We start from the raw sequence: 14,266 nt of genomic DNA, 5'->3' as shown, positions 1-14,266 counted from the left end.
TCCCTTACGGCCGCGAGTACTCGGGATCGCCGATCACCTGGAATGTGATCTCGGTCTGTTCGCTGTCGCCTCGGTCCCCACCGACAGGCGCCGGCTGCACCATGAGCGTCCCGGTCCAGCGGACGTGCTCACCCTCAATGTCCGGGTGGTGGTTCAGCTCGAACTCGGCCACAGTGCCCCGGTTCGTCCACAGGAAATCCTCGAACCCACCGACAACCCACTTGCTGTAGGCGGTGAGTGCCAGCGTCGGCTCGGAATCGGTTTCCTCCACCGCCGTACCGTCCGGGCAATAGGTGTAGATCCGGTCGCCGTCCTGCACACCCGGGTCCAGGGTCCAGCTGGCGAGCTGGCATTCCACGGACACCCCGCCGATGGTCAGCGTGATGACCTTGAGACGCCGCACGGTGAGCGCCATGGTTTCCTCCTCCTACAAACCCACGTCCACCGTGATGGCGTACGTGGGAAGCTGTGTCCCGCCCTGCTGCAACAGGCCCGGGGATGCCGACGACACCGCGAACAGCGGGTCGCCCTCGATCGCCGCCACCACCGGCTCGACGAGCTGGTAGAGCCGCGCGGTGGCGTACTGGTCGAACGGCACCACCAGGTGCACCACGAACGTCGCCTCGCTCGGCTCCGGCCCACCGAAACCGCCCCACGACACAGTCGGCGGGGTGATGACGGCACCGACACCGGTCACCGACTGCCCCGGGTCCTCGTAGACCCGCTTGTCCAGCTCGGCCACGGAGTCCAGCACGGTGTGCAGTGCGGCGACCGCGTCGGTGATGCTGCTCATGCGAACACCGGTCCTCGGAAACGGCCGATCCCGAGTAGCCGCTCGATGTCTGGGTCGAACGCGGGAATCCGCGCGGCACCGAGTTCGGCCATGTCCACCAGTGCTTCCGGGGACCGACGGCGGGCGAACCACCGCGCGGCCAACCGGATCGTGCCCAGCCACACGTCATCCGACGGCGGCGTGCCCAGCGGGTGCGGGCCGAAGTCGAGATCGGATCGCACCCGCTGGACCATGGCCACCGCAGCGTCAAGCACGGACTGAAGAACGGCGTCGTCACCCGTTCCCGGGATCGTCGCGTCCTCTTTCAGGTCCGTCAGCTGCGGTGGCCAGGTGGCCATGATCAGCCCGCCGTCGCAGCAGTGACGGTGAGGACGGCGACGCTGTTCGGGTTGCGCACCAGCGCGCCGACGTAGCCCCAGATCCCCATCCGGACCGCCGAGGGACCCACGACCTGCTCGTAGCTGAAGTCGAGCACGTCGGACTCGGCGAGCATGACCGCCTGCCGGCGCAGCACGGCGTACTTTTCCGCGTAGGCGGTCGGCACGCCGGCCGAGGCGATCACGTCGACGCCCTCGATGTCGCCGACGAGCTGGTTGCCCAGGGCGCCGCTGGCGTTGGCCGGGCCGTAGCGGGTCACCGGCATCAGCGGCCGGTTGGTCGAGTCCTTGAGCTTGCGGTAGGCGCCGAACCGGCGGAAGTTCATCACCGCGAGGTCGGCCGGGCCCCGCTGGTCACCGGCGACCTCGGTCTGTGCGTCGATGACAGCATCGATCGCGTCGGCGTCAGTGGAGAACGCGGCCTCGGTGGCGAACGTGGCACCGGTCGCGGTGCCGCCCGCGAGAATCGCGGCGCAGACCAGGCTTTCCACGACGGCATCCCACGCGGCGTGCAGGTCGCCGAAGATCAGCGAGTCCACAGCCGGGCTGGAGCTGTCCAGCAGCTGGCGGGACACGTCCTGGTAGGCGGCCTTGGTGACCGGGGTCAGGGTGTCGGTGTCGGTCGCGAACCGGTCGGTGCCCCACGCGGCGGTGTTGGCGCCCTCCGCGGACTGGTTGACGATGTTCGGGTCGGTGCCGGCGGTCTGCTTCGGCAGGGTCAGCGGGCGCGGGTCGCGGCCGAGCGGGATCTGGCGGACGACGTTCGCGACGGCGCGCGCCTGGCGGGCCAGCGGGTCGTACTCGTCGACGAGCCAGCGGGGCGGCACGATGCCGTCGCCGCCGGGGGTCTGGGTGACGGCGCGCATGTGCTCGTCGAGGCGCTGCTGTGCCTCACGGTCGCCCTGCATCCGTGCCCGGTAGTGATCCGCGAAGAACGACCGGTGGCCGCCGTCGTGGGCGGAGCGGTAGTGGCCGGGGTCGCGGTCGCGGGTCGTGGCGCGGGACCGGTTCTGCTGCGGCTCGCCGCCGAGGTTCTGCGGCTCGCCGCCGTTGCCTTCGGTGCCCGGGTCTTCGCCGAGCGAGGCCGCGAGCTCGCCGGCGCGGCGGCTGCGGGTCTCGATGGTGACCAGCTGCTCGATCTGCTGGGTAAGGGTGTCCATCTGCGTGGCCTGCTCGGTGACCGACCGCAGTTCCTCTTCGGACAGTTCGCGGTTGCCTTCGGCGGCGCGGGTCTGCACACCCTCGATGGACGCGTGAAGCTGGTCGTGCTGCTCGCGCAGCCGCACCAGGTACGGGTTCGGCATGACGCCGGCCTCCCGGGTATCGAACGAATGGGGGTCGTCCGCCCGAGAGGCCGGGGTGTCAGCTTCAGTGAGGGGCTGAGGTGTCGGCGTCCGCGTCTGATCGAAGTGTAACCGACTACCCGACTACACCGGTTACCCGCGCGCTCCGGCGTGGTGCGCTTTGAACAACGCACGCCCGGCCGGGGTGGCCTGCATGATGTTCGTGGCCAGGCCATCGGCCATCGTGGGCGGCACGCCCTCCTTCAGCAGCGCGTCACGCAGCGTCTCCCACGGCGTCGCGCTGCTACCGAACCGCGCGAACCCCTCCGGACCGGTCCAGTACTTCCACAGCGGAGAACCCGGCCCGTACTTCAGGTTCGACTGGCCGCGCGCCGCCGCACGGGTGAACGCGTCCGCCTCGGCCGACAGGACCGGCAACGCGGCGAGGATCCGGTCGAACTCGGCGCGCCGGTCCACGGCGGACTCGGCGCGGACCGCGGCCACGGTCGCAGCGTCGCCGTAGGCGCCGGCCATGACGATGGCCACCTCGGTCAGGGTCGCACTCGCCCGCTCGGTCACCCCGCCGGGCAGCGCCCGGTTCTGCCCCTCACGGAACCCGATCGACAGCTCGGAGAGCGCACCGTCCTTGATCAGCTCCAGCGTCTCGTCCCCCGCCGGGGTCTTGGACACGCGCCACTCGCCGTAGAGCCCGGCGGCATCGTCGCGCAGCTCGGTAGCGACGCCGATCAGCGTCCCGCCGTGCGGCAGATGGTTGCGGGTGAAGGGGATGCGGTGCGCGGCGCGCAGCTGCGCGTTGAACGCGCCCCGCGCGAACTGCTCGGTCAGCCGCGAGTCGATCTGCTGTGGACGTCCGTACGGGACGGCGATCCCGCAAACGGTGCGACCGTCACCGCCCTGCGCGGCCGAGCGCACCTCCAGCTCCGGCATCCACTGCCGGGTCAGCACGTCACCGGTCATGGCGAGCGACCTCCCTCAAGTCGAGTCGGGTGGTGAAGTGGTCCATGCACAGCCCGCGGCCGGGCTCGAACTCCAGCACCGGGCACCCCGGCACCATGCACTCGCCGACTGTCACGACCTCGCGCCGCGGGTCCGGTGTCCGCGCGGCCGGCGCGGCCGGTTCGGCCGCGGTGGCGCTCGCCGGCGGAGTCGGCTCGGTGGGCTTCGGCGCCGGCGTCGCCTTCGCCTTGCGGGTGGTGGTTCGTGCTTTTCCGGTCACGAGGCTTCCTCCTGCGGGCTCTGGCTCCCGGTAGGGAGCGGTAAGACAGTGGCGTGCGGCGGCGACTGCTGCTGTGCCGGCTCGTCGTCGATCCCGTCCACCGGCGGCAGGTTCTCCAGCGCACGCGCCTCGGACTTGAGCAGGAAGCCGGCCCGGATGCCGGTCTCATGCGCGGTGTAGCGCGCTGCGGTGTCTGCGCGCAGGATCGCGTCCAGTTTCGCCGTGACCCACGTGCCCGGCGGGAACAGCAGCGTCAATGTCTGCTCGAACCGGGCGACGTGCTCACCGACGCTGAACTTCATCAGGTCGATGGCTTCGGTTTCGCCGTTGGAGTAGGTCATGCTGTCACCTGAGGACGCACCGAGGTACCGCGGCGGCAGCCCGAAGACGTTCGCGACTTCCAGCAGCGACAGCTTCCGCGCCTCGATCAGCTGCAGCTTCTCCGGATCCCACGCCAGCGGTTCGAAGTCCGTACTCGGTGCGAGCGCGGCGATCGTCCGATCGCGTTGCGTCTCCAGCCACAGCGCTTTCGCCTCGCGCAGCTGGTCCGGCGTCACGTCCGGACTGGTGGCCTTGAGCACACCGGTCGGCACGCCGTCCTGGGAGATGTTGCGGGCTTGGCGCGCCAGCTCCTCGGCCAGGCCCAGCGCGCCGTCACCATGCAAGTGCGCCTCCAGAACGCCGAGCCCACGCAGCGCACCCGGCTCGGCGAGCCCTTTCACGTGCAGCACGTCGTGCGCGGAGAAGACCCGCCCACCGATGCTGTACTCAATCGCGCCCGTCGGCAACACCGAATAGGTCTGGCCGTCGGCGCGCCGGATCCCGACCATGCGCGCCGGCACCGGCACGATTGCGGTCGGCACGCCGGCCCCGTCGCGCTCGGCGATCACCCCGACCGCGTTGCCGTGCAACAGGTAGTCCGCCGTCCAGTTCGAGAACGACGCCATCCGCACCTCTTCCGGGTTCGGCTGCTCCAGCAGGATCGGCCGCGGCGCGACCTTCTGTGCGAAGTCGGCGGCGCCGTCGGTGTAGGCGTCCCACGGCAAACCACCCACCACCGACGAGATCAGCCGCACCGCGCGATCCACCCCCGGGATGCCCAGGGCACGCAGGAACCCGCCGTGGCCCCACCACGTATCACCCGCGATGCCCGCGGCCGGGCCGATCCGGATCCCGTCCGACACGAGCATCCGCGCATGCCGCGTACCGCTTCCCGACGTGCGGGTGAACAACCTCCCGAGTCCCATCACGCGCCGCCCTTCGCCTCGGCCACCGTGCCCAGGGCGAGCAACGCCACGCCCACCACCACGGCTGTCCACAGCAGACCAACCAGCCCGTATAGACCGGCCGCGGCGATCGCGCCGCCCCCGCACTGCAGCGCCACCGGCCACGCGCGCTTGATCGTCATCACGGATCTCCTCACACCACGCCGAACCACGGCGCGGGCTTGTCGTCAGGCAGAGTGCGCGCGAGGTGCGCAGCCCCCGCAGTGGCGTAGGTGGCGTCGCAGTGGCCGGCGCCGCGGCGGGTGAACCGCCACGCGTCGCCCTGCCGAAGCTTCTCCGTCGCCGGTACCTGCGCGTTCAGCAACGGGTCATCCGAGTGCGCGACCTGCTGCGCGTCGACCAGCTCTGCCAGCCCCATGCACACCGCCGGCACTTCGGCGCGGATGCCCTCGACCTCGACCCCCTCGGGTGGCCAGTCGGCCTGGTCGTTGTCAGTCAGCACCGCGGCGTAGGCGGCCGCCGGTCCCGAGGGGAACCAGCCGATCCGGCGCGGCCCGACGCGCCGCACCCAGCCGCGCATCTCACGCCGCATCACCGCCATGTCGTCCCACGCCGCCACGACCTCGACCCGCACCCGTCCGTCTGGCAGCACCGCGGCCGCGGCGAGCGTGGCGTGCCGGCCATCGAGCGACACGTCGAAGCACAACGCCACCCGGCCGCGCACGTCCGACAGGTCTCCTCGATCCAGGCATGCCGCCCACCGGTCCGCGTTGATCGCCGGGTCCAGCATCGGCACGCGCATGCACAAGATCTCGGTGAGGTAGTGCGCCAGCTCTTCCCCGCCGGCGGCCTGCGCGCGCCGCGCCTCACCGAGGATGCTGGACAGAGACAGCCGATAGCCAAGGTTCGGGTTGGCAGCCTGGATCGCGCGCACGTCCGCGGCTTTCGAGCCATCCGGAGCAGACCACTCCAGCAGCCCGAGCCGCTCGTCACCCTCGCCCGTCTCGATGAACGACAGCGCGGCCTTGCGCAGCGAGTCGAGCACCACCGACAGGTCGTCCCCCTGGTTCGAGATCGCCCACGCCTGCGCGTCCCACACGGCGTTCATCGCGGGCACGGCCGCGCTCCAGGCGGTGAAGTCGTGGTGCTCACGCAGCTCGTCGGCGATCAGGCGGTCGATCGTGAGCGACCGGCCGCCCTTCCGATTGCTCGCGGCGACCCGGTAGCGGGCCTTGTAGATCGTCCGCAGCTCGTTCTCGCCGTTCGTACGCCGGACACCGTTGGGCGGAATGTCCTCGGCCAGCGCCTCGGACGCCTCGACGAGGTCTACCGCCTTGTTCCACGACTCCACTGCGTACGTGAGGTTCGTCGACGTCCCGAGCACCAGCCGTCGACACTCGATGAACATCCAGAACAGCGTCAGGATCACGAGCAGCTCGGTCTTGCCGTTCTGCCGCGCGATCAGCAGCAGCAGGATCCGGAACCGCGGGCGCCCGTCGGGCAGCAGCTCCCCGCCGTGGATCGCAGCCCACCGCTGCCACGGATCCAGCGGCCGGCGCAGCGTGTCCCGCGCGAATTCCTCGACGTCAAACCCGTAGCTCGTCTCCGGCGTCAGCGCGCAGCCACACCCGCACGGCCCCGGCGGGCCCTCGACGAGCGGACGCGTCCAGAGCCGAGGCGTAGTCGAGCCGTAGACGACTTCCGGTTCGAGTACGGCGGCCGTCATGGCGCACCGGCCCTCGCCGCGCGGCGTTCCTTCAGCTCATCCTTCGCCCGCTGCTGCGGGGTGCGCTCGACGGGACCGCCCTTCGGCAGCACGGCCTTGCGGGCGGCCGGCGTCGCACCGAGCTCGACGAGAACGGCGAGCAGCTTGCCCGCCAGCTCGGCCAGCACGTGCCCCGACCTGTCCTCGTTGTCGATCGCCGACGCAAGCCGAATCGCGAGCGCGACCGCGGCGCGGTCCTCGTCGTCGACCTCCAGCTCGCGCAGCGCCGTGCGGGTCGCGCCGAGCACGTCCGACGGCAGCGGCAAGCGCTTGGCCGGGCTCATCGCGCGGTCCCGGAAGCCGCGGGGAGAGAGACTTTGACAGGGACGTGGATCACCCGGCGACCATGATCACCAAAAAAACGGCGGCCGGTGATCATCTGCTCGTCACTCATGATCATCACTGATCACCACGCCGTCATCGGTGCGGGTGCCGGGTCGAGAGCGCGCAGGTTGCGCAGCTGCGCACCTGCCTGCCGGTTACACGACCGATGCTCGGGGCCGGAGTACTCGCGCTTGCCGGTGCCGTCGCGGTGGCCGAGATCCCACGGCGTGCCGGTCTCGATGGTGCGGCCGCAGCGTGCACACGACGCGGCGCCTGCTGCGACCTTCGGTGCCCACGCCCGGCGCAGTGCCTGGTGCTGGGTGCCGTAGCCCTGGCCTGTCGTGGTGCCGTAGCGCCTGTCCACCTGCACCCCCTACTCGTCACCGGTTGCTATCAGGATAACCGGTCATCTCATTTGACCGGTTACGCGCGCGCACCTGGTTGGCGTGTCAGCTGTTGAGCCGCGCCGGGTCCGTCAATCCGTTGCCCTAGATACTTGCAAATACTCTCGACTTCCTTGCCGCACTCGCGGACGATCCGCCTGTCTTTGCCGCCTAGTTCTGGCCCCACTTTTCCGGCAAGTTTTGGCCCCAGCAGTGCCGTGACGGGTTGAGTCGCGGGTGAGGGTCCTTCCGGGTTTCCGGGGAGTTTTGGCTCCACCCTGGTTGGGTGAAAGTTTGGAGTGGGGCCGCGTCCATCTCGGTGGCGCGACGGCGGCGGGTTTAGGTTGTGCGGGCCGGGTGCTCACGGACCCTGCCCCCGACAGGGCAGATCGCCGTGGGCAGCCGGCCCTTTCGTTTCAGGGCCCTCGGCGCCGCGATCTTCGTGAGGTCGGGGTCTGTGTGGCGGTGGCAGGAAGCCGCTATGCGGTGACCGATTGGTCGGGGTGCTGGTGAATGGTCAGCAGCAGGTGGTCGAACTGGGTGCGCTGCTGCAGCGGGCCGCCGCCGAGGGCGGTCAAGGCCGCGGCGAGCTTTTCGGCCAGAACCCGCAGCTTGGTGTTGGTTTCCTGCGAGCGCCATTGCAGCACGGCGAATGCCTGGTCGGCGGTGATGCCGTAGACGAGCATGAGCGCGCCTTTGGCCTGCTCGATCTTGGCGCGGGCCCCGACTAATTCCGGGACGGTTTCGTCGAGGACCTGCTTGCGCAGGTCGGCCAGACCGCCGTCGAGGTCGATGTAGTAGCCGGTCGCGCCGATGGTGGCGCCGGTGGAGTTGTAGAGCCGGTCGCCGACGACCAGCACGTGATGCTCGGCGCCGGCGGTGTCGATGATGCGGTGACGACTGCAGAACGCCGTTCCGTCCCGAACCGCCGCGGCCAATGTCCCGGCGACGGCGTCACGGTCCTCCGGATGCTTGTGCGACAGCAGCAAGTCCGTAGTGGGCTCCACGGTGCCGGGCGCGTAGCCGTGCAACGCGGCCACTTCGTCGGACCACTCCCAGCGCTGGTCGGCGAAGAAGAACCGGAAGCTGCCGATCGGGTGCGGCCGTCCGGCCACGATCTGAACCAGCGCCGGCGGCGTGGTGCTCGTCGAGGATTCGGCGGTATCGGTCACCTGCATCATTCTGCCTGGTCAGACCTCATGGATCCAGATTCGGATGGTCAGTCGCCGGTGAGCTGGGCAGCTTGTTCGAGCAGGCGGGCTTGCGTGCTCTGGGCGCGGTAGGACTCGCTGCCGGTCTCGATGATGGTGCCGTTGAACGTCATCCGGTCGATCACCGCGCGGCAGAGCCGCTGGTCGGTGAAGGTCTTCGGCCATTCTGAAAACGGGGCGTTGGTCGCGATGGCAATCGCGCGGCGTTCCTCACGGTCGGTGAACAGCTGGAACAACAGTTTCGCGCCGACCTTGTCCAGTTCCATGTAGCCGAACTCGTCCAAGCAGAGCAGGTCGACCTTGTCGTAGCGGGCATAGACGCGGGTCAGCTGCTTGTCGCCCGCGGCTTCGGACAGCTCGTTGACCAGGTTCGCCGTGGTCGTGTAGCGGACCTTCAGGCCCGATTCGGCGATCGCGGTGCCGATCCCGATGAGCAGGTGAGTCTTGCCGGTGCCCGAGTCGCCAATGAGGCAGAGCGGCTGCCCGGACGCGACCCAGCCGGGCTCGGTGAGGGTGTTGACCACCTCCTGGGAGATGTTCGGGTTGATCGCGAAGTCGAAGTCCTCGATGCGCTTGGGGCGCCGGAACTTCGCCTCGCGGACCAGCCGGGTGCGGCGGCGTTCGTCGCGATGCTCGACCTCGGCTTCGAGCAGCTCGAGCAGGAACGTCTTGTAGGAGGCCTGCTCGCGCAGCGAGGACTCGGCGATCTCGCTGAAGCGTTCACGGATCGTCGGCATCGCCAGGCTGCGGCAGGCCTGGTCGATCAGGGTGTCGAGGCTGTCCATGCCGGGCAGGGTTTTGCGTTCGGCGGGGGCGGTAGTCATGCGCTGGTGCCTTTCCGGCGTCGGGTGAGCAGCTGGTCGTAGATGTCCAGCGGTGGAAGCGGGCGTTCGGTCAGGGCCGGGACCCGCGGGTGCAGGGTGATCACGTCGGCGCCGCCGGCCGGTGTGACGCGGATGCGCGGATCCGGCGTGTCGTCGGTGATCGCGGGCATGACGATGGTCTCGATGCCCAGCTCGGCGCAGTCGGCGTCATCGAGCAGCGGCTGGGTGTCGCGGTGGGCCTTCTCGGCCTTGCGGGCCTCGACCGCGACCAGGTCCGGGCTGGTCCCGCCGACGTCCAGGGCCGTGGTGATCCCGGCGATCACGAACTCGGCCGCGAGCTGCCGGTGCAGCAGCAGGACCTGGATCAGCAGCCGGGTGCCGTCGCGGTCGCCGTGAGCTTCGCGCGCGGCGTTCCAGAACGCGTCATGAACAGTGGTGAACATGCCTTCCGCCCGCGCGGTGGCCAGCGCGGTCGACCCGGGCAGCGCGCCCGGCTTGCCCAGCAAGATCTCCAGGTAATGGTCAAGGTTGTCGTGGGAGGCGCCGCGCTGGGTCATCCTCGGGTGCCGGGCGATGAGCTTGCCGCGGTCAAAGACCAGCAGGTCGTTGGCGCGCAACGACACCCGCACCCGGCGGCCGATGAACCGCGCCGGAACCGAGTAGAGACACTGCCGGACGGTAATCCTCGAATCCCTGCCGACTTTCGGGGTGAACACCGCGCCGCAGTCATAGTCGTCGACGGGCAACGGCGCGAACAGGTCGACCTCCTCGCGGAACTTGAACCCGACGGTGACCCGCTGGCCGTGGATGACCCGGTCCTCCTCGTCCAGGTCAATCCGCGCGCAGCGCTCGTTCAGCTCGTCGAGACTGGCGACGTCGAGCACCGGGACCAGGTGGTTGCGGCGGAACCGGCCGCCTTCCTGCTCGACTCCGCCCTTCTCGTGGGCGCCTTCCTGCCCGGGAATGCAGTAGAACGCGTCGAACCCGTAGAAGGAGCGGAATTGGGCCCACCGCTCGGATTCGACCCGTTCCCTGCCGAAGCAGACCCGTGAGACGGCGGGCTTGAGGTTGTCGTAGCGGATGTGGCGGGTCGGGACCCCGCCCAGCGCGGCGAAGGCCTCGACGTGGCCCTGCATGAACGCTTCCAACGCCTCGGATTTGAAGACCCGGTGAATCGCCTTGCCTGAATACGACAACCGCAGCGTGAACAGGTGGCAGCGGGTGGCCTCGCCGTTGATCCGCACCCAGACGTCGGCGAAGTCGACCTCGGCTTCCTCGCCCGGCTGGTGCTGCTGCGGGACCATGCCCTCGAGATGGGCGTGCCCGGCCTTGGCCTCGGCGATGATCTCCGGGCGCCGGCGCGCGACATACTCATAGACCACCGTCTTGCCCGCCTGGTCGAAGCCGTACTCGCTGATCAACCGCCGGTAGATCCGGATCGTCGTGTGCTTCTGCTTGCGCGGCGCGGCCAGATCCTCGCGCAGCATCTCGTCGATCCAGCCGTGAGCCGGTTCCAGCACCGACCGCCGCGGCGGTGGCTTCTTGCGCTCCTTCGGCACCGCGCTCTCCAGCGCCTCCCGCACCGCGCGGCGGTGCACCCGGTACCGCTCGGCGAGCGTGCGGACCGACACGTCCGGATCCAACCGGCGATCACGACGAATGCGTGCGAACAACTCCACGCGCGACAAGGACAACTCAGGCCTCCGACACGACCGAGCAAGTGGGTAAGGCCGCCCATCGTTGCCGCTCCGACCGGGTGACCCGCGCCCCTTCACACCATCGTGGGCGTGTCCACATCAGACAAGGTGGGGCCAAAACTCGCCGGAAAATCCACAACGGGGCCAGAACTACCCGGAGCAGTGGAGCCAAGAACTACCGGTAGAAACAATCCGCCGTTTGGCGGCGACCTCGGCGAGCACGCGGGCTGGATCGTGGCGGGCGATGTGCTCGGCTACGCCAGCCTCAAACGCATCACCGGCCCATTCCCCTCGCGATGTCGTCGAAGATCGGCGTGAACGTCTCCCGAAGCGAACGCATCGGGTGCTGGACGAGGTACGCGAGCGCGGCGCCGAGCTCGGTATCGGCCACCGCGCGGCACGTGGCCGCGTTCGCGCGGATCGGGTGCCGCAGCATGTAGCGGATCTCCGCGATTAGGTCATCCACGGCGGTCATCCTCTCGCATCGGGGCATCGGTGGGCCGAAAAGGGCCACAGGCACTGCCGGATCGCACTGCGGATGTAGGGCAGGTCTCAGCGCCGCGGCGTGACCGTGCGTCCGTCGGGGTTGCTGGTCAGCACGACCAATCGCGGGTTCGCGCGTGCTTTGGCGAACTGCCGCGCCAGCTCCTCGCGCTCGGCGTCGGACAGCTCATGGTCGCATCGCAGGATCGCGACGGGCCGCGGCACCGCGCGCGCAGGCCGAGCGCTCGCGCGGTGCCGGGCCGGATCGGGAGCGAGCAAGTCTGGATCACTTCGGCTCCCGGGGGATCTGGCGCTTCACCTTGTCGACGAGGTCAGCCGGTGGCTGGTCGTCCGTGACGAGGTCGGTGAGGATCTCCTCGGGGGTGCGGCGGTCGTCAGGCGCGTTCAGCCCCTCTGCAGGCTCTGGGCGACCTCGCGGCAGGCCTGCCCGAGGAGCTCGAGCGCCTGGAAGGTGTCGCCTGACAGTCGCATCGCGTTGTTGATCAGTTCCTGAATGCGCTGATTCCCGGGGTGGTCGTGGCCGAGCAGCTGCGCGACGTGCGGGCCGAGTTGCTCAAGCTCGGCAGTGACGGACTGCTGCGCGTGAAGCGGCATGTCCTGCGAGATGGTGTTGAGCTGGGCAGCTTCGTCAGCGACGGTCATGATCTTCTTTCCTTTCCAGAGGTGCAACGTTCTTCGTGATGACTTGGACGGTGGTGCGGGCCACGGGATCGGCGTTCACCAGTAGCCCCCTTCGCTGACCGTCGCGACGCACGGCATGGGATCGATGCGCTGGGACGCCATGACGACGGACATGGCATCGGACAGGTCGCCCCGGCTCATGCCGTCGGTCGCGATCCCCATCCGCTCGGCGGCGTTGAGCTGGCCTTGCGACGGCGCAAGCTTGCGCCACGACGCGCCCTTGCTCGTGAGCGCCTTCGTGCCCTCCTCGGCGTACTGCTCGCCGAGCTGCATCGACGCGTCGAGGTCAAGGCCCGAGCGCAGGAACTCGCCGCCCTGCTCGCGCGCCGGGCAGCGCGCCACCTGGTAGTGACCCGGCTCGGCGTCGGGCGCAAGGAATACGAGCGCCTCGCCGGCCGAGAGGAACCACACGCCGCGCGCCGTCTGCAGCCAGGTCTTTCGGCGCATGCCGAACAGGTCGACGATCTCGCTCGTGAGCGGGCCGTCGGCGCCGGGCTCCTGCCACGCTCCCCCGCCTGCGTTCGCCTCCTCAGCGATCCCGAGCAGGTCCAGGGTCTCGTCATACTCGGCGAGGTCGTCTGGGAGCTTCTCGACGCGCTCAGCGCCCGCCAGGTCCGCAATGGACGCGAGCTTGTGCTTCCCGGTCACGCCGACCACGTCGAGGATCACCGCGTCGCGCTTGCCCGGATGCGGACGCAGCCCGCGCCCGGCCATCTGGATGTAGAGCGGTGCCGAGCTCGTCGGCCGCGCGATCACCACGGCCGAGCACCACGGCGCGTCGAATCCCTCGGTCAGCACCATGCAGTTGGTGAGCACCTGCAGCTCGCCGCGCGCGAACCGCGCGAGCGTCTCGCGGCGCTGCTCGGTCGGCGTGGTGCCGTCGATCGCGGCGGCCGGGAACCCCTCGTCGGTGAACGTCTCGGCCATCTCGTGCGCCATCTCGACGGTCGGTGTGAACACGATCCCCTGGCGCTCCGCCGCGTGCTCGCGGTAGGCGCGGGCGATCGCCGCGGGCGCGAGCGAGTCGTGCATGGCCTGCCCGAGTGCGGCGTCCTGGAAGTCGCCGCGGCTGCGCTTGACGGTGCGCAGGTCCAGACCGGCGATCCGCACCCGCACGCCCTTGGCGTTGACCAGGTACCCGTCCCGGATCATGTCGAGGATGTCGCGCTTGTAGACGACCTGCTGCCAGGCGGCCTCCAGCGCGACACGGTCCGACCGGCCGAGGGTGGCCGTGACGCCGACGGCGTAGGCGCCGTCGAGCGGATCGTCACTGAACGCGCCGAGGTCGCGCAGCACTGCCATGTAGGTGTTCGCCACCGCGTGGTGGCACTCGTCGATGATCACGAGCCGCACGCCGGCCCGGGCCAGCTGCAGCCGACGCTCTTCCCGCGCCAGGGACTGCACGCTCGCCACGATCACGTCAACGCCGGCGGTCTCGCGGCGCGGGCCCTTCACGATCCCGATGCGCAGGTTCGGCGAGACGGCGCGCAGCTTCGCCGCGGCCTGCTGCACGAGCTCGTCCCGGTGCGCCAGGACGACGGTCTTCACGCCACGCTCGTGCATCATCGCGGCGAGCGCCGAGAACACGACCGTCTTGCCCGCCCCGGTCGGCAGCACGACGGCCGGGCGCCGGATGCCCGCGGTCCACGCGGCCTTGATCGCGTCGATGGCCTCGGCTTGATACGGGCGGAGCTTGAGCGCGGGGCCCGCGGAGGCAGGCTGCGCCGCGGCGCGCTGCGGCATGGTCGGCCGGGTGTCCGGGACGGTGGGCGTCGTATCTGGAACCACGCGGACCGTGCTCGCGACGGTCGGCAGCTTCGGCGCGGGCACGGTCTTCACGGTGTCGGCCACAACTCTCGGCGCCATTGTTAGGTACTCCTTACTTGGTTTGGTTCCGGCCGACTAGTCCCACTTTCACCCCCTTTAAGGGGGGTGAAACTAGTGGAACCATCTAGTCCCAG

18 protein-coding genes are annotated in these 14,266 nt (G+C 69.6%); all 18 read right to left on the bottom strand.

Annotation, left to right across the window (positions count from 1 at the left end):
* Positions 1 to 4: 4 nt before the first annotated feature.
* The 18 genes from BJY18_RS36095 to BJY18_RS36010 all read right to left on the bottom strand — a co-directional run bounded on the left by BJY18_RS36095 (position 5) and on the right by BJY18_RS36010 (position 14,171).
* Positions 5 to 415 (bottom strand): hypothetical protein, encoded by a 411-nt coding sequence (locus tag BJY18_RS36095; protein WP_184784286.1) that lies wholly within the window; start codon positions 413 to 415, stop codon positions 5 to 7.
* Between the two features lie 12 nt (positions 416 to 427).
* Positions 428 to 793 carry a hypothetical protein gene (locus BJY18_RS36090; protein WP_184784285.1) on the bottom strand — a complete coding sequence of 122 codons (366 nt, stop codon included), beginning with the start codon at positions 791 to 793 and terminating at the stop codon, positions 428 to 430.
* Positions 790 to 1,131, bottom strand: a complete 342-nt coding sequence (locus tag BJY18_RS36085) for a head-tail connector protein (RefSeq protein WP_184784284.1) — start codon at positions 1,129 to 1,131, stop codon at positions 790 to 792. The genes BJY18_RS36090 and BJY18_RS36085 overlap by 4 nt, the downstream gene beginning before the upstream one ends.
* Before the next feature lie 2 nt (positions 1,132 to 1,133).
* Positions 1,134 to 2,474 (bottom strand): phage major capsid protein, encoded by a 1,341-nt coding sequence (locus BJY18_RS36080; protein ID WP_184784283.1) that lies wholly within the window; start codon positions 2,472 to 2,474, stop codon positions 1,134 to 1,136.
* A gap of 132 nt (positions 2,475 to 2,606) precedes the next feature.
* A complete protein-coding gene (locus tag BJY18_RS36075; protein WP_184784282.1) occupies positions 2,607 to 3,431 on the bottom strand; it encodes an HK97 family phage prohead protease in 825 nt (274 codons plus the stop codon).
* Positions 3,421 to 3,690, bottom strand: a complete 270-nt coding sequence (locus BJY18_RS36070; RefSeq protein ID WP_184784281.1) for a hypothetical protein — start codon at positions 3,688 to 3,690, stop codon at positions 3,421 to 3,423. The genes BJY18_RS36075 and BJY18_RS36070 overlap by 11 nt, the downstream gene beginning before the upstream one ends.
* The gene (locus tag BJY18_RS36065) at positions 3,687 to 4,937 is read right to left on the bottom strand and encodes a phage portal protein (protein WP_184784280.1); all 1,251 of its coding nucleotides are present in this window, start codon (positions 4,935 to 4,937) and stop codon (positions 3,687 to 3,689) included. The genes BJY18_RS36070 and BJY18_RS36065 overlap by 4 nt, the downstream gene beginning before the upstream one ends.
* On the bottom strand, positions 4,937 to 5,098 hold the full coding sequence (locus BJY18_RS36060) for a hypothetical protein (RefSeq protein WP_184784279.1): 162 nt from the start codon (positions 5,096 to 5,098) through the stop codon (positions 4,937 to 4,939). The genes BJY18_RS36065 and BJY18_RS36060 overlap by 1 nt, the downstream gene beginning before the upstream one ends.
* An 11-nt stretch (positions 5,099 to 5,109) precedes the next feature.
* On the bottom strand, positions 5,110 to 6,642 hold the full coding sequence (locus BJY18_RS36055) for a terminase large subunit domain-containing protein (RefSeq protein WP_184784278.1): 1,533 nt from the start codon (positions 6,640 to 6,642) through the stop codon (positions 5,110 to 5,112).
* Positions 6,639 to 6,965, bottom strand: a complete 327-nt coding sequence (locus tag BJY18_RS36050) for a terminase small subunit (RefSeq protein ID WP_184784277.1) — start codon at positions 6,963 to 6,965, stop codon at positions 6,639 to 6,641. Before BJY18_RS36050 ends, BJY18_RS36055 begins: the two co-directional genes overlap by 4 nt.
* A 122-nt stretch (positions 6,966 to 7,087) precedes the next feature.
* Positions 7,088 to 7,375, bottom strand: a complete 288-nt coding sequence (locus BJY18_RS36045; protein WP_221458151.1) for a hypothetical protein — start codon at positions 7,373 to 7,375, stop codon at positions 7,088 to 7,090.
* Positions 7,376 to 7,867: 492 nt separating this feature from the next.
* Positions 7,868 to 8,560: a PAS and ANTAR domain-containing protein gene (locus BJY18_RS36040; RefSeq protein WP_312874078.1), complete on the bottom strand. Its 693-nt coding sequence runs from the start codon at positions 8,558 to 8,560 to the stop codon at positions 7,868 to 7,870.
* Between the two features lie 47 nt (positions 8,561 to 8,607).
* Complete coding sequence (istB, locus tag BJY18_RS36035) at positions 8,608 to 9,423, bottom strand: IS21-like element helper ATPase IstB (protein ID WP_184784275.1); 816 nt, start codon at positions 9,421 to 9,423, stop codon at positions 8,608 to 8,610.
* Complete coding sequence (gene istA, locus BJY18_RS36030) at positions 9,420 to 11,111, bottom strand: IS21 family transposase (protein WP_184785059.1); 1,692 nt, start codon at positions 11,109 to 11,111, stop codon at positions 9,420 to 9,422. The genes istB and istA overlap by 4 nt, the downstream gene beginning before the upstream one ends.
* A gap of 159 nt (positions 11,112 to 11,270) precedes the next feature.
* Positions 11,271 to 11,504, bottom strand: a complete 234-nt coding sequence (locus BJY18_RS38200) for a DUF6221 family protein (RefSeq protein WP_376774781.1) — start codon at positions 11,502 to 11,504, stop codon at positions 11,271 to 11,273.
* A gap of 168 nt (positions 11,505 to 11,672) precedes the next feature.
* Positions 11,673 to 11,828, bottom strand: a complete 156-nt coding sequence (locus BJY18_RS36020) for a hypothetical protein (protein ID WP_184784273.1) — start codon at positions 11,826 to 11,828, stop codon at positions 11,673 to 11,675.
* A 180-nt stretch (positions 11,829 to 12,008) separates the two neighbouring features.
* Complete coding sequence (locus tag BJY18_RS36015) at positions 12,009 to 12,266, bottom strand: hypothetical protein (protein ID WP_184784272.1); 258 nt, start codon at positions 12,264 to 12,266, stop codon at positions 12,009 to 12,011.
* 75 nt (positions 12,267 to 12,341) lie between these two features.
* Positions 12,342 to 14,171, bottom strand: a complete 1,830-nt coding sequence (locus BJY18_RS36010; RefSeq protein ID WP_184784271.1) for a DEAD/DEAH box helicase — start codon at positions 14,169 to 14,171, stop codon at positions 12,342 to 12,344.
* Between the last annotated feature and the right edge of the window lie 95 nt (positions 14,172 to 14,266).

This window comes from Amycolatopsis jiangsuensis (genome assembly GCF_014204865.1).
Lineage (GTDB): Bacteria > Actinomycetota > Actinomycetes > Mycobacteriales > Pseudonocardiaceae > Amycolatopsis > Amycolatopsis jiangsuensis.
The sequence above is the reverse complement of the archived record's forward strand: the minus strand, read 5'-3'. Positions and strand labels throughout refer to the sequence as shown.